We start from the raw sequence: 25,883 nt of genomic DNA on the forward strand, positions 1-25,883 counted from the left end.
AGTTAAATTTTAAATAATGCTCAAGTATTATTTATGAAAATTGAGCTTCACGAAAATAAAGTTTACTTCAATAATGGTACTGAAAAAAAAGAAATACATCCTTTTTGGTTAAGAGAAAGAGTGGATGGTGAAGAATTTGTTGATAAAGGAACTCAACAAAGACTTTTTGACCCAACTAGTTTGAGTAATGATATAATCATTAATAAAGCCTCTATTCATGAGGAATTTTTAGAAGTTAACTTTAATGATGGAATTAGTTCTAAACTTAATCTTAGTAAAATTGCTTTAGAATTCTCAAAAGAAGATACAGTTATAAAATCTATAGAAAAAACTAAATGGGATTCCAGTTTAAGCAATATCAAAAATTTTGAATACCAAGATAATTTTTATGAAAGTAAAGAAATGCATGACTTACTTGTTTCTTTCTATAAGTTTGGATTTGTTGTAATTAAAAATATACCAACAACTAAAAATTATATTGTTGAGTTTGCAAACTCAATAGGCAGTGTTAGACGAACAAACTTTGGAGAATATTTTGATGTTAAATCAAAACCTGACCCTAATGATCTTGCATATACTTCTTTAGCTCTTGCACCGCACACAGATAACCCATATCGAAACCCTGTACCATGTATCCAACTTTTGCATTGCATAGAGAGTAAAGTTTCAGGAGGATATTCTATACTGGTTGATGGATATACTGTTACTGAAGATTTAAAAAAAAGTTATCCTGATTATTATAAAATCTTAACAGAAGTAAAAGTAAGATTTAAATTTATTGATAAAGAAGTAATTTTAGAATCTTTATGTCCTTTAATTGAATTAGATGAGTATAAAAATTTTAAACAAGTAAGATTTAGTCCAAGATTAGATTTTGTTCCAATCTTAGATAAAGAAGAATTAGATTTATACTATCAAGCAAGAAAAAAACTGTCTGAAATGTACAATTCAGATAAATATAGAATAGAATTTAAACTTGCTCCAAAAGATTTAATGATGATGGATAATCATAGGTTGCTTCATGGACGAACAGTTTATGATGCTAATGAAGGAGAAAGATTTTTACAAGGTTGCTATATAGACTACGACAGTACCGAAGGAAAATTAAGACACTTAAAAAGAAAGTTTAATCTATAGAAATATTTTCTATTTGAGCTTCTGCATCCCTAATAGATTTTTCATAATCTAAAGCCATTTGATCAGCACTTATAACTTCAACTTTTTCAATTCCAAAAAAATTTAAAATAAATTTTAACCAAGGCGTTAAAAAATCTTCTGAGCTATTTAGTTTTGTTCCACCAGAAGTAATTACAAGATATGCTTTTTTATTTTTTAATAACCCTTCTCTTCTACCATTAGGTTTAAATTTAAAGGTTTCCCCTATTCTTGCAGCTAAATCTGACCAAGCTTTAAGAGTTGCGGGTGGTCCGTAATTATATATTGGAGCTGAAATTATAATAATATCACTCTCTTTTAATTCTTTTACAAGCTTATCAGAAAGTTCAAACATTTTCTTATGTTCTTCAGTTTGATCCTTCTCATCAATTTTCATTCCAGATTCTGTTAAACCACTTACAAAAAGCATTTCATCATCTAAATCTCTATAAATTACTTCATCCTCTGGTTTTTTGATTTTTTCCAAAAGTTTTTTTGCTAACGCTCTCGATGTTGAGCCTTTTTTTCTAGCACTTGAATCTATTTGATAAATTTTCATTAATTACTTTAACCAAAGTTTTGCATAAAAGGAAAGATCTCAATTAAATAAAACCCAATTGCTTGCAATTTATTTGTAATAATTAATATTCCAGTTACTAAAAGAATTGCACCACCCACTTTTGATATAATATTTATATACTGACGCATATTTTTTGAAAAAATTAAAAATTTTTGAATTAAATAGCCAGATAAAACAAAAGGTATAGCTAAACCTAAAGAGTAAAAGCTTAATAAAATTATTGCTCCTGATAAAGTATCTTCAATTGAAGCTAAAGCCAAAATTGATCCTAATATTGGACCAATACAAGGTGTCCATCCAAATCCGAAAGCAGCTCCAATTATTACAGGAAAGAAAAAGCTATCAATTTTTTTAAAATCAAATCTTCTATCAATATTTAAAAATCCAAAATTAAAGACACCCAACAATTGTAATGAAAAAAATATAACAATCAGTCCAGCGATTAATCTTAAAGATTGAGAGTTTTCTAACAATACTTGTCCTAAAAAAGATGCTGAAGCTCCAAAAATGATAAATACTAATGAAAAACCAAAACAAAATTTAATTAAGGGAACAATATTAAAATTTTGTTTCTCAGTTATTTCTTTAAGAGATTGGCCTGATACAAAAGATATATATCCAGGTATCAAAGGTAGAACGCATGGTGATAAAAAACTTATTAATCCTGCTCCAAAAGCAATTAAATATTCAATCATCTATCCAGTGTTTTTCATTGCTGCAGAAATTCCTGCAATAGATGTCATTAAAGCATCGTCTAAATATTTCTTATCTGAATTTTTAAATTTTTTATTTGTTAATTTATTCATTATATTTGCCTGAAGAATGTTAAGCATTTCAGTGTAGTTGTTTCTGATAAATAACGCTTTTCTAAACTCTTTCCTCTCTTTTATAACTTCTTTTGGAGTAATTTTATTGTGCAATTTGACCAATGCATCAAATTGAAACCTCAATCTTTTTCCAATTCTTATCAAAGATTTATCAGCTAAATTGTTTTCATAAATCACTGATATTTCAGGATCAACCTTTGAAATCACCATATCCAAAATATCCATTGTTGATACAAAATAAGGCCAGTTCCTCTCCATGTCTGTCATAGTTTTTTTAAACTTTTTAATTGATCCATATCTTAAAGCCTCAGTTGTGCCGAGCCAAGCAGGAAGCATTAATCTAATTTGTGTCCAAGCAAATACCCAAGGAATAGCTCTTAAACTTTGTATATTGTCAACATTTTTTCTTTTGGTAGGTCTTGAACCAATTGCAAGTTTTCCAAGTGACTTATGCGGAGTAACAGTTTTGAAATATCTAATAAAATCCTCACTTTGATTTAAATATTTTCGGTAAGCAGATGTAGAAATCTCAGACATTTTTTGAATAAGCTCTCGCCAATTTGGTTTTGATCTAGGAGGTGGATTTAGAGTTGCCTCCATTACTGCTCCGATATAACTACATAGATTGTATTCAGCTAAAGGTTTATATCCATATTTTTGCTGTATAACCTCTCCTTGATCAGTAATTCTAATTTTTCCATTTACTGTTCCAGATGGTTGAGATTTAAGAGTTGCCTGAATTGGTCCTCCTCCTCTTCCTGGAGATCCTCCTCTTCCATGAAAAAATACAAGATCTATTTTATATTTTTTAGCTAAATTTCTAAGTTCTTCTTGAAGTTTGTATTGATGCCAACTTGCAGATAGTTTTCCTGCATCTTTACTAGAGTCTGAATATCCAATCATTACTTCTTGTTTTGAGTTGATCATTTTTCTGTACCAAGGAAGTTTAAATAAATTTTGCATAACACCTTTTGCATTCTTTAAATCATCTAAAGTTTCAAAAAGTGGTACTACTCTTAACAAATTCTTTGTTTCAGCCTGTAATTGCAATAAATAAACAGATAAAATATCAGATGCTTTTGAAGTCATTGAAATTACATAAGCACCCATACATTGCTCTGGCTCTTTAGATATTTGTTTAAATGTTTTCCAAACTTCTAAATTCTCTTTGTCTCTTAAATTAATTTTATTAACAAAAGATTTTTTTTGTTTTATTGATTTATTAAGTAATTCAATTTTCTTTTCTTCAGGTAATTGTGAATAATTTATTTTATTTTTCTTTTTAAATATTTCATTTAAAAGTTTTTCATGTCTATCAGACTCCTGTCTAATATCTAATCTTGCTAAATTTATTCCAAAACATCTAACTCTTCTTATCAAATCCAGCAAATCTGCATTTGCAATATGTTGACCTTTGTTCATGTTCAAGGAAGTTCTAACTTCTCTTAATGGATTAATAATTTCATACTTATCTTTTAGTAATTTATTATCATCTAAGGGTTTATTGTAATTTATATGTGCTTCAATTAACTGATATGTTCTTCTTACTTTGTCTCTTAAAGGTCTTAAATAAACTCTATAAGGTTCAAAACTATTTCCAGTAAATTTTTTGATTGCTTGTGAACATTCTTCCATTGATAAATCTTGAATTAATTTTGTGAGTTCTCTTTCGTATAACTTTGCAGCTTGCCATCTTGAAAATAAAATTACTTTTTTTGTTACTTCAGATGTAACATTTGGATTTCCATCTCTATCACCACCCATCCAGGAACCAAATTGAATAGGATTAAAGTTTCTAGGAAGATCTTTATTTAAATTTTTCCTAAAAATATCATTCAACCTTTTATAAACTCTTGGAATTGTGTCCCATAAACTATCCTCTATTACAGCCAAACCCCATCTGGCTTCATCAAGTGGTGATGGTTTGGTTCTTTTTAATTCATCAGTTTTCCAAATAATGGCTATCTCAGAATATAGTTTTCGATCAATTTCAATAATCTTTGCGGGGTATTTTTTATAAAGATGACGTTGTTCCATCAAGGTAGTTAAATTTGCGTATTTTTGAATTAGTGTTCTTCTCTTAACTTCTGTTGGATGTGCTGTGAGTACTATTCCAATATCAAGTTTTGTTGCTTGATCATAAATTTTTTTGTCAGAGATTTTTCTATTTTTAAAAAGATTGTTAATTATATCCTCAATAAATAGATTTTGTTTTTTGTTCTTAAAGTATGGATTATCGTATTCATTAAGTTTTCTAGAAGCATCTAACGACTCAGCTAAATTCATTAAATTAAGAATATGTGAAAAAGCTCTAGTGACTTTAAAAGTTATTTCAGGTGAAAGCTTTCTTGTGTCTTTTGAAATTTTGGAAAATACCTTACTTTTATTTTTATCTAATAAGGTGTTTTTAGATAATAATCTTAATCGCTCAACAATATTGAAAAATTTTGTGCCTTCTTGATCTTTGATTACTCTTCCAAGAAAAGTTCCTAATAATCTTATATCTTCTCTTAAAAGCTTAGTAGGTATTCGTTCATAGTAAAGATCTCTCTGCTTCATTACTTAAAATAAATTTTTTTTGTAAAACTCCTTTTGTGTTTGTTTTTACACCAAAAAAGAATCCTGAATATCTAAATTTTCGCAAATCAGCCTTGTCCATTCCTTTTGTAGCTGTTGAAACGTACAGTTCTTGATTATTCTTACCACCAAACGCACAATTAGTAATATTTTTAGCTGGAAATTTAATTCTGTGAATTAATTTTGCTCTACTATTAAATACTGAGACACATGCCCCACGAAAATGGGCAACCCATAAATTTTTATTTTTATCTACAGTCATTCCATCTGGAACTCCTTCTTCAGGAGTTAACTTTTTAAATATTTTTTTACTAATTATTTTATTATTTTTATTTATCTTAATTTTATAGATAGTTTTTTTAGGACTATCAGTATGGTAAAAATTATATTGATCAATAAATGCTGGGCCATTTGTAATTCTATAATTTTTATCAACTCTAGTTAATTTTAAATTTTTATCTAATTTATACAAAGATCCTTTTTCAATTTTTCTCTCTAAGTTATCCATAGTTCCAAACCAAAGATTTCCAGCAGGATCTGTTTTACCATCATTTATTCTATTCAATTTTAATTTAGGTTCTATTGGTATCGATTTTAAAACTTTTTTTGATTTTAAATTTTGAATTCTTATTTCACCTTGCAATCCTAGAATAAATATATGATCTCTTATGTGGGCAATGAAACCTACTTCTTTATTTACTTTAAATATTTTCTTTTTTTTATTTTTTATATTTAAAGAACAAATTTTCTTTTTCTTTATATCAACAAAATAAATTGAGTTGTGTTCTTTAACCCAAAGTGTTCCTTCACCTAAAGTACATCTTATTTTCCAAATTGGTTTAGGCTCTGTAGTTTTAATTTTATTCATTTACTTCAAACTCCTTAATAAAATCCTCATTTGGGTTTATACCAATACCTGCATTGTCTGTCACTGATGCAAATCCCTTATTGTTTTTAACTTGATCTAAAATTGAAAAATTTTCTTTTGGTAGATCTGTAATAAAGATATTTTTCTCTGTTGTATCAAATTCGAGCATAGATTTTGTTGGGAATAATCCCCCTGGCATATCTGGTTGTGCAGTCAGTAAATGAAGATTTACCGCTATACTTACAGCAGATCCCCAAACATGATTAATTACAGGAACAAAGTTAGCCTGCGCCAAGGCTGCAACTTTCAAATATTCTGTAATACCTCCTAATCCACATACTTCTGGTTGTGCTATATCGATGCAATCATTGTTAATTAATTTATTCCATCCATACTTTGTAAATTCTGCTTCACCTCCAGCAACACTGGTTGATATATTTTTTTTTAATTCTTGGTAACCGTTGTAATCTTCAGGAGCGACAGGTTCTTCAAACCAATAAACATCTAGTTCATCAAGTCCTTTTCCAACATAAAGAGCATCTTTCAGATTATAAGCATGGTTAGCATCCACCATTAATTTAAAATCTTCACCTATAGAATTTCTAACTGCTTGAACTAACTTTAAATCTTCTTTTGGACCTAATCCAACCTTCATTTTCATTGCTTTAAAATTTTTTGATTTAATCTGTTTAGCTTCTTCTTCAAACAACGGAATTAATTCATCCACTGATTTTTTTTGTAACATCATTCCATATCCATAAACAGGAACTTCATTATTACATTTCCCACCAACAAGTTGGTAAAGAGGAGAGTTTGTTTTTTTTCCTAAGATATCCCATAGAGCTATGTCAACTCCTGACAAAGCTTGTATTGGCATTCCTTTTTGACCACTATCTCTTAAAAGATTGTAAACTTTTTGCCAGATATGTTCTTTATTCAAAGGATCCTCGCCTATTATTAAAGGCTGAATTACCTTTTCAACAATGAACTTATTGGCTAAAGCAATATTACCTGGACCAAAACATTCACCCCATCCCGTAATGCCTTCGTCAGTTTGTACTTCAACCAAATGGGCTGTTCGGTGTTTATAATATTGTTGTGAATAACCTAGTTCTTTCTCTAACTCATATTTAAGTACATGACTTTTAATAGAAGTTATTTTCACAAAAGATTATAAAGCAACTACTTTAGAGTTTTGCTCTCCTAAATTTTCAATTGATAATCTCATTGTATCACCAGCTTTCAAGAATTGTTGTGGTTTCATTCCCATACCAACTCCTGGAGGTGTACCAGTTGTAATTATATCACCTGGCTGTAATGACATAAATTTACTTAAATAAGATACAATAACGTTAACATTAAAGATCATAGTATTAGTGTTTCCAGTCTGCATTCTTTGACCATTAACATCTAAACTCATTTTTAAATTATTAATGTCAGCAATTTCATCTTTGGTTACCAAGTAAGGTCCAATTGGTCCATACGTGTCATGAGATTTTCCTTTAACCCATTGACCCATTTTTTCTATTTGCCATTCTCTTTCACTAATATCGTTTACTAAACAATATCCTAAAATGTGATCTTGTGATTGAGCTTCTGAAATATGTTTTGTATGCTTTCCAATTACAATTCCTAATTCTACTTCCCAGTCTAATTTTTTTGAACCAGACACAATTTCGATATCATCGTTAGGACCATTGATGCAACTTGTTGCTTTCATAAAAGTAATTGGTTCAGATGGAACCTCTGCTCCTGTTTCTGCAGCATGATCTGAAAAATTTAAACCTATCGCAATAAATTTTCCTGGTTTTGTAATACATGAACCAATTCTCTCACTTGAAGATATCTCTGAAAGACTTGCTAAATCAGCACTTTGTAATTTTGAAATAGTTTCAAAATTTAAATGATCAGGATTTAAATCTGAAATGTGTGAACTAATATCTCTAATTTTACCATCTTTGTCTAAAGCTGCTGGTTTTTCTTGTCCTTTTTGGCCTACTCTTAATAATTTCATAATTGTCCTTTTGTTATTAAATTATATTGAAATTCCACCATCAACAGAAATTGTAGTTCCTGTTGTAAATGTTGCATCATCACTTGCTAAATAAACTGCAACTGCAGCAATTTCTTCTGCAGTTCCTAATCTTCCCATTGGTTGTCTTGCAATAAAATCTTTTTTTGCCTGAACTGGATCTGGGCTCTGGTTTACTCTGTCTTGCCAAGATGGTGAGAAAACTGTTCCAGGAGCAATTGAATTACATCTGATATTTTGTTTTACAAAGTCAGCAGCAATTGCTTTAGTTAAACCTATTACAGCGCCCTTTGTTGTTCCGTAGACAAATCTGTTTGGAAAACCTTTTAAGCTTGAAGCACATGAAGACACATTAATTATACTTCCACCATTTTGTTTTACCATCAATGGTAACATCGCCTTACACATAAAATACATTGATTTCACATTTACATTTGATGAGAAATCCCAATCTTTTTCATCACATTCAAGAATTGTTCCATGGTGAACAAATCCAACTGCATTAAATAATACATCTACTTTATCAAGAGTTTTAGTAAATTCTAAGATAGCGTTGTTATCAGTTGAGTCTAATTTGGTAACTTTGATATCTGGATATTCTTTATTTAATTCTGCTAATGTTTTTTCGTTTAAATCTGTAGCTGTTACATGAGCTCCTTCTTTATGAAATGCAATTGCTGTTGCTTTTCCAATTCCTTGTCCTGCTGCTGTTACAACAATTTTTTTGCCATTAAGTCTTCCGCTCATTTTTTATTTATCCTTTCAATCTCGTTATAAAGTGAACTGTGATCAGTGTTGCCATGACCATTATCAACTAAAGTCTTATACATTTCTTTAACTAAATTTGAAATAGGTAAATGTGTATTATAAGAATTTGCACATTCTAAAATGTTATTCATATCTTTCAAATGAGTATAGGTCTTGCCCTTAGGGCTAAAATCTTTATCAATCATTCTCTTTCCATGGGTTTGAAGTATTTTACTATCAGCCCATCCACCAGAAAGAGCTTTGATTAATTTATTTGGATCTGCTCCAGCTTTTTCACATAATGTTATGGCTTCTGCAACAGCTCCTATTGTAACTCCAACAACAATTTGATTTGCTAGTTTTGATACTTGTCCACTTCCAACAGGTCCAACCAATGTTGGGTTTCCCATTGCTTTTAAAATTTTTTCAGAATTATCAAAAACACTTTGATCACCGCCAACCATGATGGCTAGCGAAGCTTCTTCTGCTCCGATTGTTCCTCCTGAAACTGGTGCATCTAGATAATTTACATTTTTTGATTTTAAATTAGTTCCATGTTTTGTTGCTGTCGTGGGTTTTACAGAGCTCATATCTATAACTGTTGATCCTAATTTTAAGTTGTCTAAAAAATCTGAACTAGAAGTTATTGCATCTACAGCACTATCATCAGTTAACATGGTAATGACAAAATCACTATCCTTAACTACATCACTTATTGTTTTTGAAATTTCTGCACCATACTCTTTTAGTGGTTCTGCTTTTTCTATTGATCTATTAAAGGCTTTTAATTTAAATCCAGATTTTAATATATTTTTAGCCATTGGAAGGCCCATTAGACCTGTTCCAATAAATCCAATTGTTATCATGGTTTTGGTTTAAACTCGTGGAAATTTTGTGTCATTGCTTCAGGGAAGAACATAACACATGCTAATACAATTAACTGAATTACTATAAACGGAGCAAAACCTCTAAAGATATCTGTTAAAGATATGTGTGGAGGAGCAACCGATTTTAAATAGAAAGCAGCGGGCCCAAATGGTGGACTTAAAAATGAAACCTGCATATTTACACAGAATAATATTCCAAACCAAATCGGATCAAAACCAAGTGCAATTACAATTGGTAAAAATACTGGCATCGCCAATAATACAATTCCAACCCAGTCCATGAATGCTCCCATGATTAAGAACATAATCTGCATCATGAAAATTAGATACATTGGTTTCAAATCATACGCTAAAATTGTTTCTGCTACATATTTTGGGCCACCTGCAAGAGAATAAGCTCCTGCTAAGACTGTTGCACCAAAAGTAATTGTCAAAATCGTTCCAGATGCTTTGAAAGTTCTTGTTAATGCATCTTTAAATAAAAACCATGTCAGCTCTTTTCTTGCAAAAATAATAATTAAAGTAGCAACAACACCCATCCCTGCGGCTTCAGTAATACCAGTCATTCCAGAATAAATTGAACCTAATACAATAATTACAATTCCAATTGGTGGAAGTAGACCTGGAAGGTAAGACATTTTTTCTTTTAAAGTTAAAGCCGGCTCATCACTCAATGGAGCTAAATGAGGTTGTAACCTTGTTCTAATAAGAATGTATGTAATAATTAAACCTGAAATCATTAAACCTGGAACAATTGCTTCTTGGAATAACATCGTAATAGAGGTCTCTGTTGTTAATCCATAAATAATTAAAACAATTGATGGAGGTATCATTGTTCCTAAAGATCCAGATGCACAAATAATACCAATAGACATGTCTTGATCATATTTAAGTCTTAACATTTGTGGTAATGCAATTAATCCTAATAAAACTATTTCTCCTCCAATAATTCCACTCATTGCAGCCATGATAGTTGCCATGATTGCAGTAACTACACCTACTCCACCTCTAGTTTTTCTTAACCACGCGTTTAAAGCATCATAAAGATCTCGTGCAATGTTAGAGCGTTCGAGCAAGGAGGCCATAAAGATAAACAAAGGCACTGATAAAAATGAATAAGTAACAACCAGTGAGTAATACCTTGAAAGCAATATTCCTAAAGCATGCTCACCTATGTATAAAAATACTAGTACTGCACCCATGAAGCCTGATGCAAATCCCATCGGAACACCAATAGATATTAGTGCTAATAATCCCACTATTAATATTATCGAGAGTGTTCCTATTTCAAATTCCATCTTACTTTAATTCTTTTGAAGGATCGTATTGTTTTTCTTTTGGATTTCTCCAATCAATGATTAGGTTATTTACTGATTGAACTGCAATAAGAAATACGCATAAAAGTGTAAGTGGTTTCATTGTAGCCGGAATTGGAGGATCCCAATAAGTTGCAAATCTCTCCCAGGTAGTGAAAGATCTGTGTGCATCTTCCCATCCACCATAAATTACTGCTGTAGCAAAAAGAACAATAATTATAGTACTAATTAAGTCAAAAATTCTTTGAGTTGGTCTTCCAACCCAGTCGTAAAGTAAAACTATTCTAATATGGCTTCTTAATCTTGTTGCATAAATTCCACCAACTAAATAGCAAACACCTGCAAGCCACAAACATAACTCATTAGCCCATAAAGTTGGCTTAAATAAAACATATCGCATAAAAATTTCATACATCATCACAATTACAATTACAGGAATTAAATATTTTATTGTGTGACTTAAAAATAAGGAAACTCTATCAATCCAATTAATTGGAAAATCATCTTTACTCGCTACTTTTTCGTTTTGTTCTTGTAACTCTTTATCTATCATTGAGTAAAAATTTTAGATTTTATTCGAAGGGCCTTTTCAGGCCCTTCAAAAATTATTTATTACATAATACCATTAGCTTTCATGTAAGCTTTGTGTATTTCGATTAAAGCCGCAGCTTCTGGAGATTTAGTCTTCCATTCTTCCCAAGCAGCAAGTGCAGCTGTTCTGAATTTAAGTCTATCTTCTCTAGACCAGTCATGAAGAGTAACGCCCATTTCATTTAAAGCTTTAACAGCTTCAGCGTTTTTTCTCTCAACTAAGCTAGTAATAGTTCTTCCAGCGATTTCTATTCCAGCTTTCATAGCACCTTGCTCATGTGGCTTTAACTTGTTCCATACTTTTGTGTTACAAGCTAAGTGGTCAGCCGGCATAGAGTGGAAACCTGGGTATGTAGCATATTTGTTTTGCTCATAGTGTCCACCAGCATAGTTAGTTGCTAAAGATGAATAGTCAGCACCATCGATTAGACCAGTTTGTAAAGCTGTAGGAACTTCACCAAAGTCCATAACGATTGGCTTCGCACCTAAAGTTGTAAAGATCATACTTTCCATTCCTGGAGGTGATCTAAATTTAAAGTCTTTCAATGAAGCAACATCTGGAATTGGTCTGCTAGATATTAAAGACTCATGTCCTGGTATCCACCAACCAATCAAAGTCATTCCATATTTGTTGTATAATGCATCAACAGCATCTTGAGCACCTGGGTAGTTCAAGAATTCATATTGTTGGTATGGGTTATCGTATCCACCCATTACATCACCTGCAAATTGGAACGCTGCATTTTTACCAGTTTGGTAACCAGCACCAGTCATATCACAATCGATAATTCCAGTTTGTGCAGAGTTAAATACCTCAGCAGATTTACCTGTTACTGAAGATGAGTAGAACATTTCAATTTTCAAGCTTCCACCAGAAAACTTTTCTACATTTTTTGCGAACTGAGCCGCAACTTCACCATTTGGTGAGCTAGCAGTAAAGTGAGTTTCAATCTTTAAAGTCTTTGCATTTGCAGAGCCAAATAAAGCAACTGAAACCATAGCCACCGCTGCTAAAGTTTTAGATATTAATTTAAACATTATCTTCCTCTCGTTTATGTTTTTTCGAAAGTTAATCATAAATGATTTTCTATTTCAATTAAATCGGTTTAATTATTATATATAGAAATTATATATATTTTATAAACACAGAGAATAGAATTGTTCTAAACTACTTCTGAAATCAAAGGTTTTTCATTAAAAAAACAATAGATATTATCTACCGCCATCATGCTCATTGCAAGACGTGTTTCATGTGTCGCACTACCTACATGAGGAAGAGCAAAACAGTTATCTAGTTTTAAATATCTGTTATCTAAATTTGGTTCATTGTTGAAAACATCTAAACCGGCTGCATAAATTTTTTTATTTTCTAGTGCATCAATTAATGCATCGTCATCAATTGTTGATCCTCTTGATGTATTTATGACAACTGCATGTTTTGGTAATAAACTTATTGTATCTTTATTAAGAATGTATTTTGTTTCTGCGGTAGCTGGTGTGTGTATGCTTACAAAATCACAATTTGGTAACATCGAATTTAAATCTGAATAATATTTTGCACCATCTTCTAAATCTGCAGACAACTTATTTCTATTATAATAAATTATTTTCATTCCAAATGCTTTTGCATTTTTAGCAGCCATTCTTCCTATTCGTCCCATACCAATAATACCTAAAGTTTTGCCAGTAACTGAGTTACCAATCATAAATTTAGTTAAGTCAGGTTTTTGATTTTTCCAATTATCAGTTCTAACTAAATTATAAGCTTCGCCAATTCTTCTTGAGGCAGCTAATATTAAAAGAATAGTTAGCTCTGCAACAGCTTCGTTTAATACATTTGGTGTATTGGTAACTTTTATTTTTTTTTCTAAAGCAGAGTTAACAGAAATATTATCGTAACCTACTCCTACCTGAGCAATGATTTTTAATTTACCATTAAGATTATTAAAAAAATTTTCTCCAATTTTATCAAATCCTGTAGAAATCATCCCATCATAGTCATTTATTATCTTAATTAATTCACTTTCTGGAATTGGCTCATCTTTTGGATTTAATGTTACATCAAATTCTTTACTTAATTTTTCTTCTGCTAAATCTGAAATTTTTCTAGAAACTAATATCTTTGGTTTCATTTAATGAGAGTCTCTAGGTAAACCTTTTGTATGAGATACATCCAAATATTTTCCTCTAGAATTAATACAAGCACCATCATCTAATTGACCTACTGTATTTCTGAATATTTCTTGCCAAGGAGTTTGATTATTTGCTTTAAATTTCTTTCTATTTTTTCTTCGCTTCTTAAACTCAGCCTGAGAAATTAGTAAATCAACTCTTCTTTTATTTAGATCAATTTTAATTTTATCACCTGTTTTGACTATTCCTAAATCTCCTCCAACTGCAGACTCTGGTGACACATGAAGTATTGAAGGACTTTCAGATGTTCCACTTTGCCTTCCATCTCCTAAAGTAGGCAGATGTCTAATACCTTTTTTTAACAATCTGTCAGGTGGTTGCATATTAACTACTTCTGCAGAACCAGGGTAACCTACTGGACCACATCCTCTAACAATTAATATTGAGTTCTCATCAATTTTTAATTTCTTATCATTAAGTCTTTTATGGTAATCTTCAGGACCTTCAAAAACAATTGCCTTACACTCAAAAGCATTAGGGTGTTTAGGGTTTGATAAATATTGATCTCTAAATTCTTTACTGATTACTGATGTTTTCATTATTGCAGATGAGAAGAAATTACTTCTCATAACTAAGAAACCAGCTTTTTCTGTTAGAGCATTTTTAAATGTTTTGATCACTTTGTTATCTACATCAATTTTCTTTTTCAAATTTTCACCTACTGTCTTTCCAGTTACAGTCTTTATGTTGGTATGAATTTTTTTATTCTTAATTAATTCTTTCATAACCGCTGGTATTGCACCTGCTCTGTGAAAACTTTCCATTAAATATTCACCAGCTGGCTGACAGTTTACTAGCAAAGGAATATTATGACCTAATTTTTGCCAATCAGATAAATCAAACTTAATTCCCATGTGTTTAGCTATTGCACTTAAATGTGTTGTGCAGTTACTTGATCCACCTATTGCGCTTGCAACTACTACTGCGTTTTCAAATGCTTTACGTGTCATAATTTTTGATGGTGTTAAATCTTCATGAACCATTCCAACAATTCTTTTTCCAGTTTCATATGAAATCTGTTCTCTTTCTCTATAAGGTGCAGGAATTACAGCTCCTCCAGGTAGGGACATGCCTAAAGCTTCTGCAACTGAATTCATAGAAGATGCTGTTCCCATAGTATTGCAATGACCAGCGCTTGGCGCAGAAGATGCAACCATGTCCATAAATTCTTCGTATTTAATTTCTCCCTTAGCTAACATTTTTCTAGCTTCCCAAACTACTAATCCAGATCCGGCAAGTTTTCCTTTGTAAACTCCATCTAACATTGGGCCACCTGAAAGAACTATTGCAGGAATATTAACTGTGGCTGCTGCCATTAATGCTGCAGGAGTAGTTTTATCACACCCTGTAGTTAAAATAACTCCATCGATTGGATAACCATACAAAACTTCTACCAAAGATAAATAAGATAGATTTCTGTCCAACATAGCTGTTGGTCTTTTTCCAGTTTCTTGAATAGGGTGAGTTGGAAATTCCATTGGAATTCCTCCAGCTCTTCTGATCCCATCTTTAATTCTTTTAGTTAAAGACATAAAATGTCTGTTACATGGAGAAAGATCACTGCCTGATTGAGCAATACCTATAATTGGATTTCCAGATTGTAATTCTTTTCTTGTAAGACCATAATTTAAGTACCTTTCTAAATATAAAGCCGTCATGTCAGGGTTTTTTGGATTATTGAACCACTGTTGACTTCGGAAACTCTTTTTTCTTTTTTTAGGCATAATTAATATAATGGTTTGTTTAAGTTATTGGTTATATAATAAATTTATGAATAATCTAATAGTTTTAAATAGCAATGACAACGTTGGCGTAAGTCAATTTATCATACCAGAAAAAACTAAAATTGAAGGACATGATATAAGTACGTTAGATCCAATCCCTTTTGGTCACAAAGTATGTTTAAAAGAGATTAAAAAAGGTGATCCTATTATCAAATATGATCAAATTATTGGATTTGCTTTAAATGATATTAAACCAGGAGAGCATGTTCACTCTCATAATTTAGAATTTAGAGAATTTAAAAGAGATTTCAAAGTAACTGATAAATCACACAATGTTGACGAAAAAGCAGATACTTTTTTCAATGGAATATTAAGAGATAACGGCCAAGTAGCTACAAGAAATTATATTGGAATAGTTAGTACCGTTAATTGCTCTGCAACAGTTACAAAAATGATTGTTGAAAAAATAAAATATTCAGAAATTTTAAAAGATTATCCAAATATAGATGGAATTGTGCCTATTACTCACTCAACAGGATGTGGAATGAATACTGAAAGTGAGGGAATGCAAATTTTTCAAAGAACGATTGATGGTTTTAAAAATCATCCAAATTTTTCTCATGTTTTTGTTATAGGTTTAGGTTGTGAATGTGCTCAGGTAAGTTTGTTTGACGAATCTTTAAAGAAACATAACAGAATTCATTTCTTAACTATCCAAGATGAAGGTGGAACTAAAAAAATTGTTGACAAAGTATTATCTCAAATAAAAAATCTTTTATCTGAAGCAAATAATGTTCAAAGAACATCTCAGCCTGTTAGTCATTTAACTTTAGCCTTACAGTGTGGAGGATCTGATGGCTATTCAGGAATTACAGCTAATCCTGCATTGGGAGTTGCTGCTGATCTATTAGTTAGAAAAGGAGGAAGTTCAATTTTATCAGAAACTCCAGAAATTTATGGAGCAGAACATTTATTAATTAACAGAGCTAATTCACAACAAACTGCAGATAAATTAATTAAAAGAATAGAATGGTGGAGACATTATACATCAATAAACAATAGTTCTATGGATAATAACCCTGCACCAGGAAATAAAAAAGGTGGGCTTACAACTATTTTAGAAAAATCTTTAGGTGCAGTTGCTAAAGGCGGAAACTCAATTTTACAAGATGTATTGAATTATGCTGAACCTTTAAAAAATAGAGGTTTCAATTTTATGGATTCACCTGGATATGATCCAGTATCTGTTACAGGGCAAGTTGCATCAGGAGCAAATGTAATTTGTTTTACAACTGGAAGAGGATCTTGTTTTGGATGTAAACCAGTTCCAAGTTTAAAACTCTCAACTAATTCAGCAATGTTTGAAAGAATGTCGGAAGATATGGATATTAATTGTGGAACAATAGCTGAAGGAAAAGAAAAAGTTGAAGAAGTTGGTCAAAAAATATTTGAATTAGTAGTAAATACTGCATCAGGAAATAAATCTAAGAGTGAAATCAATGGCTACGGTGACGAGGAGTTTAATCCTTGGCAAGTAGGCGTTGTAATGTAAAAATTTTCCTAAAGTGCAAAATCAAACATCTTTATTAAATGTAATTTTATTAGCTGCAGGTGGTTTCTTTATGTTTGTTTGTATGGACTCTACAGCAAAATACCTGGGAACAGTAATGCCTGTTACACAAGCAATTTGGGGGAGATTTTTTTTTCATTTAGTATCTTTAATTGTATTTTTTTTAATATTTAAGCCGAAAGTAAACTTAAAAAAAAATTTTAAAGTTCAAATAATTAGATCAACATTAATGGTGACAGCTACATCGTTTATGTTTTTTTCTCTTCAAAAGTTTGACCTGGTAGATATTTATGTAGTTTTCTTTACAGCGCCATTAATCGTTGCTTTGCTTTCTGCTTATTTTCTAAAAGATATTTTGACTTTTAAAGGAATTCTTTTGATGCTCCTTAGCTTTAGTTCAATTGTTTATTCATTAAGTCCTAGCATGAAAATATTTAGTGTAGATTTAATTTTTCCAATCGTTCCACCTATTTGTTGGGCACTTTACCAATTTTTTACAAAAGTTGTATCTAGTGATAACGATCCATTTGCAGCAATATTTTATACTTCTATTTTGGGAGCAATAATATTTAGTGTTTATATTTTTTTTAACTGGGAACCATTAAGTAATAATATTTTTTGGTTATATTTAGCACTGCTTGGTATTGCAGGCTTTGTGAGCCACTCTTTAATTATATATGCAATTCAATTATCAAATTTATCTTTTGTAACAAATTTTCAATATTCTCAATTAGTTTGGTCTACAATTTTTAATTTTTTCATTTTTGGTGTACCTTTTGATGTAAATAAGATTGTGGGTGTTGTGGGTGTAATAATATTTGGTTTATTGTTTATAAGAACTGAAGGTAAAAAAAGTTAAATTAGGAGGTCAGATGAAAAATATTGGTTTTATTGGTGTAGGTTATATGGGCTATGGAATTGCTAAAAACATCATTAAGCACAAAAATAATCTTTTTGTAATTGCTAACAAAAATCGTAAACCTATAGAAAAGATAGTAAGTGAGGGAGCTGAAGAAGTTAAGTCATTTGAAGATTTTGCTTCTAAAAATTTAGATGCTTTATTTATGTGTGTTACCAACACACCTATTGCAAAATCTATTTCAGAAAAATTATCAAATATCTTGAGTGATAAAACAATTGTAATTGATATTACTACTCACAATAAAACTGGCTCTATTGAAACTGAGACAATTTTTAAATCAAATAATATTAACTACGTTGAATGCCCAGTAATGGGGGGACCTGTTCAAGCAGAAGAAGGTGTTTTAGGCGGTATTGTCGGAGCGTCAGATGAAAATTTTAAAATAGCAGAGCCTTATTTTAATATATTTTGTAAGGATTATTTTCATTTTGGTCCAGTAGGTATGGGTGCAAAATCAAAACTTTTAAATAACTTTTTGTCTTTAGGAAATGGAGCATTAGTAAATCATTTAGCAAAATGTGCTACTGGATTAGGATTAGATCTAAAAAAGGTATTTGATGTTGCAAAGCTAGGATCTGGAAACTCTGCGGCTCTGAACAGAGTTTTTGATAACTTACTCAAAGGTGATTACACAGGATTTAAATTTACCGCAAGTAACTCTGTTAAAGATTTAACTTACATTCAGGATCTTTTAAAAGATTTTCCTGAAGCTGAAAAAGTTGCTGAACTAAATAAAAATTATTTTCAAAAAGCTGTTGATGATGGTTATGGAGAAAACTTTATTAGTGAATTAATTAATAAAAAATAATTGAAGGAAGTTAAATAAGATATCGGGAATCTACTAAAGCAGTAGGTTGTATTCAACTTATATATTTGCATTAAATGCAAATAAATTTATTGAAAATAATTTTGATATAATTACCTTTTTATATGAAGGAGGTTTATGTTAAAATTGCTACCACCTGATACTTAGCTGAAGATCTTTAGATATAAAAAAACTTAAAATAATAAAATCCGTTTGGATTTAATGCCAAAGAGGCGATAAAAAGGGAGCTCTTTAGGTATCAACTAAAGAGCGAACCCTTAAAAAAATTAATTTTTAGACTTTAATATTTCTAGCGGAAGTGGTGCTTCTGGATATTTTTTTTCACACAACTTTTCATAAATTTCACAAAATTTAAAAATTGTTTTTACAACTTCATTTTCATCTCTTGAGTTTAATTTTGTAATTAGTTTATCTCGATCTTTTTCTAACTCTTTAATTTGCTCACCTGAAAAAAATTCTCCAGTTTCTATTTCCCAGTAAGTATCCTCTAATTCCACTTCACTTAATTCCTTTAATTTTTTTTGTAACATTATAATTGTTTCATCATCAGTTTCTGTATTTCTCATAGGAGAATTTTTTAATTTGCCCAAACATTTGTCTCTTAAACCATCAATAAAATGATCATAAGGTTTTCCTAAACTTAATTCTTTAAAATGATTACTAACAAAATATTTTTTGATTGCTGAATCTGTAGAAATTTTTTCTTTACCCTTAATTATTGCAACTTGAACATATATCTCTTGAGAAACGTATTCCTCTATATGATCTGTTACTGATACTGGAAGCATGGTATATTTTAAGACTTTAGCCTATCGTTATTTGAATCAAAAGCAGGTTCATCAATAACTTTTGATTTAACATCTTTTCCTTGGATTTTAATCAAAAACTCATTTCCAACTTTAGCAAATTCAGTTTTGACATATCCAAAGGCTAAACTTTTGTTTACTCTATACCCATAAGCCCCTGATGTAGTGAGACCTACTATATTACCATTAGAGTAGATTGGTTCATTTCCATGAGCATCTGCATCTACAGCATCAACTTCCATATAAACTAATTTAATCTTTGGGCCATTTTTTATTAAATTCGATACAATTTTAGACCCTTTAAATTCAGATTTTTTTTCAATATTAAAAAATCTTTCCAAGCCTGCTTCAACTACGCTAATTTCTGGAGTTAATTCTGACCCCCAACCTCTGTATCCCTTCTCAATCCTCATAGAATCCATTGCATGAGCTCCAAAATCTATAATATCAAATTCCTTACCAGCTTCGCTTAATAACTCATATAGTTTTTCCATGTCTTTAAAGTCATGATGCAATTCCCAACCTAGCTCACCTATATAGTTTACTCTTAAAGCTGTTACATTAATGTCGCCTAAACTTACTTCCTTACTTTTTAACCAAGGGAAATTTTCATTTCCTAAATCTGTCTCTGTTAATTTTTGCAAAACCATTCTTGATTTTGGTCCTATGATACCAATTACACCTTTGTCTAAAGTTATATTTTTAATTTCAACTTTTTCGTTTTCTTTTTTATTCTGATTTAGCCAATCCAAATCTCTAATTTCTGATACTGCACCTGATAATGCGTAATAATGGTTATCTTTTAATTTGGTTAAAGTTAGTTCAGTTTGAATTCTTCCAATATCATTTAAAAGATGAGTTAAAACAATTCTTCCATCTTTTTTTGGAAGTCTATTAACACAAAGTCTTTCTAAAAAGTTATAACTATCTTCTCCAGTAATTTCGTATTTTGAAAAAGTTGATAGATCTATCAAGCCTACGTTGTTATGAACATGTAGACATTCTTTTTGAATTATAGGAAATAAATTATTTCTTTTATAACTTAATTCTTCTTTAGTATTATCTTTATTAAACCAAGCTGGTTTTTCCCATCCATATAAATCAAAATATTCAGCACCTTTTTCTTTCAACTTTTGGTAAATTGGTGTTGTTTTCATTGGTCTTCCAACCTCTACAAAATCATTAGGCATTGGAGTTACATACATTCTTCGATATTGCTCTTTTGATTTTTCAACTGAATAATTTTTATCAACCCAACTCATGTATCTTCTTGGTTCGAATTCCATCATATTTATTTCTGAGTCACCATGCACAATCCACTGAGCCATATATTTTCCAGCTCCCCCTCCATGAGCAATTCCAATACTTGCTGCACAAAACATCCAAAAGTTTTTAAGTCCTGGTGCAGGACCAGCTAAAAAATTATCATCAGGTGTATGTGTAATAGGACCACATATAATTCTTTTAATACCCACATCTTTAAACTGTGGAATACGATCCATTCCTTTTTCTAAGTGTTCTGCAATTCTATCAAGATCTGGATCTAACAACTCCATATCAAATTTCCAATCCATTCCATCTAAAGCCCAAGCTGCTACATCTTTTTCATAAGGACCAATTAAAAGTCCTTTACCCTCTTGTCTTAGATAAGAAGAAGAATCTGGGTCTCTTACAACTGGTAATTCTTTACTTAATTTTTCTATTTCAGGATGTGCTTCTGTAACTAAGTATTGATGGATCATGTTTATACTTGGAACATTTTTTAAACCAACCATCTGTGCTACTTCTGGACAAAAGCTTCCTGCAGCATTAACAACATGCTCACAAACAATATCACCCTTTTCAGTAATTACTTTCCACTCTCCTGAAGGCAATTGTTCAATATCAGTTACTCTATTTTTTCTATAAATTTTGGCTCCACCATTTCTTGCTCCTTTAGCCATTGCATTTGTTGTGCTGGTTGGATCTGTATAGCCATCTTCTGGAGTTAAAAAAGCACCTTTAATTCCATCTAACTTTATAAAGGGATGATATTGATGAATTTCTTCTGTTGATATAATTGAACATGGAGAACCAGCTATATCTAAAATTCCTTTAGTATAATCAAACCACTCAAGATCCTCTTTGGTATATGCTAACCTTAAACTTCCTGTTTCATGAAATCCTGTTGGTTGTTCAGTTTCTTTTTCTAGTGACTTATAAAGGTTAGTTGAATGAAGATGTATTTTGGCAAGATTTAAACTCGTTAACATATGAGGACATTGACCTGCAGCATGCCAAGTTGATCCTGAAGTAAGTTCACTTTTTTCAATCAATACGACATCACTCCATCCTTCTTTTGTAAGATGGTAGAGCAAACTAACTCCCATTATTCCACCACCAACAATTACGAGCTTTGCGTGAGACTGAATTTTATCCATAAAAAACTGAAACTACTTAGATTTTAAATTAATTAAACAAAATTAATTTTAATTAACCAAAATGGGTATATGAATTTATTAATGCTGTTTTCTATATTTGGAATGACAGGCCTTACAATTTGCCCACATTAATTTTCCTAGAGTTCCTCTAATATCATCTGCATCTTCTATAATAGAAGTGAGTTTGATCATATTATCAGCAGATTTTTGCATTAATGCGTTGAAAGCATCTTTTTCTTCCCAAATTACAGGTAGTGCTTCTGTTTTAAATCCTTCTTTAGAATTTTCTGGAAATAGATCTAATAAAGTAATGTAATTTTCACTCATTTCTTTCATTAGTTCTATTGCTTCATCAAAATCTCCATTTGAAGAAAAAGATTGTACCCTCTTAGCGGTACTATAATTCTTACTAAATAGTGCTTTTCTACTTTTAATAATATCTTCTACTGACAACTCAGCATTAGCTAATGAGCCAGAAAACACCATAATTAAAGATAATATTATTGTACCAAAGATCTTCTTGGTATGTTTTAATAAGTTATGCATGTTAAGAACACCTTAACAGAATATGGACTGATTTCAAAGTTAATGCACTGGTTAAGTGCAATCTTGCTTTTAATTCAAATTCCTCTTGGCTTTTATTTAGTTGGTTTAGATTTTGGTGAAAACAGAATAACTATTGAAAACATTCATGTATTGATTGGTCTTGGAATATTTTACGTTATAATTTTTAGATTACTTAATAATTTGATTAATCCTGTTCCAAAGTTAGGACCTGCTACTTTTATGGGGCAAAGGTTTATTGCTAAACTCAATCATTTGTTGTTATACATTGCAGTCTTATCAATAACTATTTCGGGAATATTGAAAAAACTATTTAATGGTGAACCTTTGGTGATTTTTTTAAAAGAAATAAAAATAAAAGAAAATTTTGAACTTGCTGATCAATTTTATAATATTCATATAATATCAAACTATCTAATTATTTGTTTAGTTGCTTTACATGTAAGTGCCGTAATAATTCATAAATTATTCTTTAAAGAAAATTTATTAAAAAAAATATTATAATAATTAATCATCAGACATGGAAAAATCATCGATTGGATATATTTTAAAATTATCTATTCCAATATTTTTTGCCAACTTGGCTATTCCATTAGTGGCAATTATCGATACGTCTTTAATGGGTAACTTGGGTAATGTTTCTTATTTATCTGCGACTTCTGTTGCAGCAAATTTATTTTCAATGATTTTTTGGAGTTTTGGATTTCTAAGAATGGGAACTGTCGGTATGGTCTCTCAAGCTAATGGAGCTGAAAATTATAAAGAAATTATTAATATTGTTTTAAGAAATTTGTTATTTGTAATTATACTTTCTATTGTCTTATTTTTTGCTCAAAATTTAATTCTTAAGATAAGTTTACAAATATTTGATCTAAATTCACAAACTACTTCTTTTTATGAGGAATATTTTAAAATTAGAATTTATTCAGCTCCAGGTGAACTTACTCTTTATATTATAACAGGTCTTTTTGTTGGATTACAAAAAACTAAAATTTCAAGTATTGCAGTAGGGTTTTTCTCAATATTAAATATTATATTGAGCATAATTCTCGTAACTCAATACAATTTAAATATTAAAGGTGTTGCTTATGGAACTCTTTTTTCTGGGATAATTACCTCTACTATTTTTTTAATTTATACTTTTTTTTATTTAAACAAGCTTACAAAGATTAATTTTATAATAAGAGAAATTGTTGATCTAAGTAAATTAAAAAATATTTTTAATATTAATTTTAATATTTTTATTCGAACTATATTGCTTACTTTTTCTTTTTTGTGGTTCACATACCTTGGATCAAAAATTGGAGAAGAGTATATAGCTGCTAACGCAATATTAATTAATCTCGTCTTTCTATCAGCATTCATTTTAGACGCTTACGCATTTTCAACTGAAGGAATTATTGGTTATTCATTGGGTAAAAAAGATAAAAATTTATTCAGTTCAATTGTTAAAAATTCTTTTATTTTAAGTTCAGTTACAGGCTTAGGTATTTCTGTTGTTTATTATTTTATTCATAAGAATGTGATTAATATGATGTCTGATATTGATCTAATAAGATCTTTAAGTTTAGATTATTCAATTTGGATGATTATCTTGCCTTTTTTTGCATCTTTTTGTTATCAATTTGACGGTATTTTTATTGGAGCCTCTCAAACAAAAGAAATTAGAAATGCTATGTTTTTTTCTGTTTCTTTATATTTATTAATTTCTTTAGTTCTTACAAATTACATTTCAAATCATGGGGTATGGATATCACTAACGATATTTATGATTTTGAGAGCTTTGTCTTTATTTTATTATTTAAACAAGATTTATTTAAGATTTAATGACAGTTAATCCCGTATTTTTTTAATCTCCAGTAATTGTAGGGCCATGGAGTTAAAAAACCTACTATCAGCATAATTGGAATAACCCACCAAGTTAAAATGGCACCACCTGTTAAAACAAAGTCAGTCAAATTCATCATCACTTCCATGCTAATCATTGAAATCAAACTCATTCCAGAAGCTGTCTTCAAAGCATTATTAAATTCAAAACCTTGTCTCATTAGAATTATTGTTTCTAATATTATACTTGTGATTAAACCGTTTATTATTGCTAGAATCATTATTCCTAATACTGGAAACGGAATTTGTGTAAGTTGAAAAAATAAAATTGTTCCAAAATCTCCGATGGCACAACCTAATAAGCACCATGCTGTATTCTTTGCGCTTCTTCTCCAAGTATGTTTACAAGACCAATGAAAAGTTGATGCTGTCATTAGTTAATTTCTAATCCTTTTTTTTTCCATTTTTCTAAACCTCCAATTAAATGAAAGCAGTTACCAAAATTATATGATTTAGAAATCTGAACTGCTAAAGTAGACCTGTGTCCATGAGCGCAGTAAAAAAGAATTTTTTTATTTTTTAAACTATCTTTATTTTTCTCAATGTAGTCATGCATGGAAGGAAATGGGACTATATTACTGTTATCTAGTTTACCTTCTTTATCTATTTCATTTTGCTCTCTTAAATCTATCAGAACTGTGTTCTCCTCTTTTTTAATCTTGTTAAACTCCTCTGGCTCAATTCCATTGTTTACTTTTTGACGGTTTAAATCAATGCCCAACTTAAGATTACTTGGAACTGCAACATCCATCATTTTGGGATCTGGTAAATTTAAATTATTCATAATATCCACGTACTCTTCTACTGATTTTACCTGTAATCTTGGATTGAATTGTCTTTCTTCTATAATAGTACTTACCATTTCTCCTTTGTAATCATGCGCAGGATAAACTAGAGTTTGATCAGGTAGTTTTAATAATTTGTTAAATATTGAATTATAAGAGTCTTTAGGATCTCCGTTTTGAAAATCTGTTCTACCAGTACCTCTAATTAATAATGTATCTCCTGTAAACACTCTATCACCCATCAAAAAACTAAAGCTCTCAGAAGTATGGCCAGGAGTGTATAAAGCTTGTAGATCAATTCCATCTATTTTGATTATCTCTTCATCTGATACTCTCATTGCAACTACATCGGCAGGAGTTTTATTACCCATAACAGTTACACAATTAGTTTTATCTCTTAGTTCAGCAATTCCAGAGATATGATCTGCGTGAATATGGGTATCTATCACCTTTACTAATTTTAAATCTAATTGATTTAACAAATTAATATACTGATCAACTTTTTCTAAGACTGGGTCTATTATTAAAGCTTCACGTCCCCTTCCAGATGCAATTAAATAAGTATAAGTGCTAGAAACACTATCGAATATTTGTCTAAAGATCATT

Annotated in this window: 24 protein-coding genes; 6 read left to right on the plus strand and 18 right to left on the minus strand. The window is 30.5% G+C overall.

The window, feature by feature from the left end:
- Positions 1 to 33: 33 nt before the first annotated feature.
- Positions 34 to 1,137 carry a TauD/TfdA family dioxygenase gene (locus ACTTAW_RS06425; protein WP_440651582.1) on the plus strand — a complete coding sequence of 368 codons (1,104 nt, stop codon included), beginning with the start codon at positions 34 to 36 and terminating at the stop codon, positions 1,135 to 1,137.
- Here ACTTAW_RS06425 and ACTTAW_RS06430 read toward each other — a convergent pair.
- The 13 genes from ACTTAW_RS06430 to ACTTAW_RS06490 form a co-directional block, all read right to left on the minus strand.
- On the minus strand, positions 1,127 to 1,714 hold the full coding sequence (locus ACTTAW_RS06430) for an FMN-dependent NADH-azoreductase (protein WP_075505866.1): 588 nt from the start codon (positions 1,712 to 1,714) through the stop codon (positions 1,127 to 1,129). The genes ACTTAW_RS06425 and ACTTAW_RS06430 overlap by 11 nt on opposite strands.
- Before the next feature lie 8 nt (positions 1,715 to 1,722).
- Positions 1,723 to 2,430 (minus strand): cytochrome c biogenesis CcdA family protein, encoded by a 708-nt coding sequence (locus ACTTAW_RS06435; protein WP_440651584.1) that lies wholly within the window; start codon positions 2,428 to 2,430, stop codon positions 1,723 to 1,725.
- Positions 2,431 to 5,121: a phosphoenolpyruvate carboxylase gene (ppc, locus tag ACTTAW_RS06440; RefSeq protein ID WP_440651586.1), complete on the minus strand. Its 2,691-nt coding sequence runs from the start codon at positions 5,119 to 5,121 to the stop codon at positions 2,431 to 2,433.
- On the minus strand, positions 5,096 to 6,007 hold the full coding sequence (locus tag ACTTAW_RS06445; RefSeq protein WP_440651588.1) for an SMP-30/gluconolactonase/LRE family protein: 912 nt from the start codon (positions 6,005 to 6,007) through the stop codon (positions 5,096 to 5,098). Before ACTTAW_RS06445 ends, ppc begins: the two co-directional genes overlap by 26 nt.
- Entirely contained in the window at positions 6,000 to 7,172 is a 1,173-nt protein-coding gene (locus tag ACTTAW_RS06450; protein WP_440651590.1) for a mandelate racemase/muconate lactonizing enzyme family protein, read from the minus strand. Before ACTTAW_RS06450 ends, ACTTAW_RS06445 begins: the two co-directional genes overlap by 8 nt.
- Before the next feature lie 6 nt (positions 7,173 to 7,178).
- On the minus strand, positions 7,179 to 8,021 hold the full coding sequence (locus tag ACTTAW_RS06455; protein ID WP_440651592.1) for a fumarylacetoacetate hydrolase family protein: 843 nt from the start codon (positions 8,019 to 8,021) through the stop codon (positions 7,179 to 7,181).
- Positions 8,022 to 8,042: 21 nt separating this feature from the next.
- Positions 8,043 to 8,786 carry an SDR family oxidoreductase gene (locus ACTTAW_RS06460; protein ID WP_440651594.1) on the minus strand — a complete coding sequence of 248 codons (744 nt, stop codon included), beginning with the start codon at positions 8,784 to 8,786 and terminating at the stop codon, positions 8,043 to 8,045.
- The gene (locus tag ACTTAW_RS06465) at positions 8,783 to 9,652 is read right to left on the minus strand and encodes an NAD(P)-dependent oxidoreductase (protein ID WP_440651596.1); all 870 of its coding nucleotides are present in this window, start codon (positions 9,650 to 9,652) and stop codon (positions 8,783 to 8,785) included. Before ACTTAW_RS06465 ends, ACTTAW_RS06460 begins: the two co-directional genes overlap by 4 nt.
- A complete protein-coding gene (locus tag ACTTAW_RS06470; RefSeq protein WP_075506115.1) occupies positions 9,649 to 10,971 on the minus strand; it encodes a TRAP transporter large permease in 1,323 nt (440 codons plus the stop codon). Before ACTTAW_RS06470 ends, ACTTAW_RS06465 begins: the two co-directional genes overlap by 4 nt.
- Position 10,972: 1 nt before the next feature.
- Positions 10,973 to 11,542, minus strand: coding sequence for a TRAP transporter small permease subunit (locus ACTTAW_RS06475; protein WP_262590473.1), 570 nt, complete (start codon positions 11,540 to 11,542; stop codon positions 10,973 to 10,975).
- A gap of 59 nt (positions 11,543 to 11,601) precedes the next feature.
- Positions 11,602 to 12,618, minus strand: a complete 1,017-nt coding sequence (gene dctP / locus ACTTAW_RS06480) for a TRAP transporter substrate-binding protein DctP (protein WP_262590472.1) — start codon at positions 12,616 to 12,618, stop codon at positions 11,602 to 11,604.
- Positions 12,619 to 12,743: 125 nt separating this feature from the next.
- Complete coding sequence (locus tag ACTTAW_RS06485) at positions 12,744 to 13,712, minus strand: 2-hydroxyacid dehydrogenase (protein WP_440651598.1); 969 nt, start codon at positions 13,710 to 13,712, stop codon at positions 12,744 to 12,746.
- Positions 13,713 to 15,497 (minus strand): IlvD/Edd family dehydratase, encoded by a 1,785-nt coding sequence (locus ACTTAW_RS06490; protein WP_440651599.1) that lies wholly within the window; start codon positions 15,495 to 15,497, stop codon positions 13,713 to 13,715.
- A gap of 46 nt (positions 15,498 to 15,543) precedes the next feature.
- Between ACTTAW_RS06490 and ACTTAW_RS06495 the strand changes: the two genes are divergently transcribed.
- Genes ACTTAW_RS06495 through ACTTAW_RS06505 form a run of 3 tightly spaced genes read left to right on the plus strand, consistent with a single transcriptional unit; the run spans position 15,544 to position 18,797 of the window.
- Positions 15,544 to 17,049, plus strand: a complete 1,506-nt coding sequence (locus ACTTAW_RS06495) for a UxaA family hydrolase (protein WP_440651601.1) — start codon at positions 15,544 to 15,546, stop codon at positions 17,047 to 17,049.
- A 13-nt stretch (positions 17,050 to 17,062) separates the two neighbouring features.
- Complete coding sequence (locus tag ACTTAW_RS06500; protein ID WP_440648122.1) at positions 17,063 to 17,926, plus strand: DMT family transporter; 864 nt, start codon at positions 17,063 to 17,065, stop codon at positions 17,924 to 17,926.
- A 13-nt stretch (positions 17,927 to 17,939) separates the two neighbouring features.
- The gene (locus ACTTAW_RS06505; protein ID WP_440651603.1) at positions 17,940 to 18,797 is read left to right on the plus strand and encodes an NAD(P)-dependent oxidoreductase; all 858 of its coding nucleotides are present in this window, start codon (positions 17,940 to 17,942) and stop codon (positions 18,795 to 18,797) included.
- A 284-nt stretch (positions 18,798 to 19,081) separates the two neighbouring features.
- On the opposite strand, the gene ACTTAW_RS06510 is transcribed toward ACTTAW_RS06505, so the two are convergent.
- From ACTTAW_RS06510 to ACTTAW_RS06520, 3 genes are all read right to left on the minus strand, one after another.
- A complete protein-coding gene (locus ACTTAW_RS06510) occupies positions 19,082 to 19,603 on the minus strand; it encodes a hypothetical protein (protein ID WP_440634417.1) in 522 nt (173 codons plus the stop codon).
- Positions 19,604 to 19,611: 8 nt separating this feature from the next.
- Positions 19,612 to 22,041, minus strand: a complete 2,430-nt coding sequence (locus tag ACTTAW_RS06515) for an FAD-dependent oxidoreductase (RefSeq protein WP_440651605.1) — start codon at positions 22,039 to 22,041, stop codon at positions 19,612 to 19,614.
- A 78-nt stretch (positions 22,042 to 22,119) separates the two neighbouring features.
- On the minus strand, positions 22,120 to 22,587 hold the full coding sequence (locus ACTTAW_RS06520) for a c-type cytochrome (protein ID WP_440648128.1): 468 nt from the start codon (positions 22,585 to 22,587) through the stop codon (positions 22,120 to 22,122).
- On the opposite strand from ACTTAW_RS06520, the gene ACTTAW_RS06525 reads away from it, so the two are divergent.
- Together ACTTAW_RS06525 and ACTTAW_RS06530 are read left to right on the plus strand one after the other, a co-directional pair.
- On the plus strand, positions 22,582 to 23,109 hold the full coding sequence (locus ACTTAW_RS06525) for a cytochrome b (RefSeq protein WP_440651607.1): 528 nt from the start codon (positions 22,582 to 22,584) through the stop codon (positions 23,107 to 23,109). The two genes, ACTTAW_RS06520 and ACTTAW_RS06525, sit on opposite strands and share 6 nt — an antisense overlap.
- Positions 23,110 to 23,125: 16 nt before the next feature.
- Positions 23,126 to 24,442, plus strand: coding sequence for an MATE family efflux transporter (locus ACTTAW_RS06530; RefSeq protein WP_440651609.1), 1,317 nt, complete (start codon positions 23,126 to 23,128; stop codon positions 24,440 to 24,442).
- Here ACTTAW_RS06530 and ACTTAW_RS06535 read toward each other — a convergent pair.
- Both ACTTAW_RS06535 and ACTTAW_RS06540 read right to left on the minus strand, forming a co-directional pair.
- Positions 24,429 to 24,866 (minus strand): DUF4396 domain-containing protein, encoded by a 438-nt coding sequence (locus ACTTAW_RS06535; RefSeq protein WP_440633562.1) that lies wholly within the window; start codon positions 24,864 to 24,866, stop codon positions 24,429 to 24,431. The two genes, ACTTAW_RS06530 and ACTTAW_RS06535, sit on opposite strands and share 14 nt — an antisense overlap.
- Complete coding sequence (locus ACTTAW_RS06540; protein WP_440647622.1) at positions 24,866 to 25,882, minus strand: MBL fold metallo-hydrolase; 1,017 nt, start codon at positions 25,880 to 25,882, stop codon at positions 24,866 to 24,868. The genes ACTTAW_RS06535 and ACTTAW_RS06540 overlap by 1 nt, the downstream gene beginning before the upstream one ends.
- Position 25,883: the final 1 nt, after the last annotated feature.

Origin of the sequence: Candidatus Pelagibacter sp. HIMB1495, assembly GCF_052047955.1 — a bacterium.
Classification (GTDB): domain Bacteria; phylum Pseudomonadota; class Alphaproteobacteria; order Pelagibacterales; family Pelagibacteraceae; genus Pelagibacter.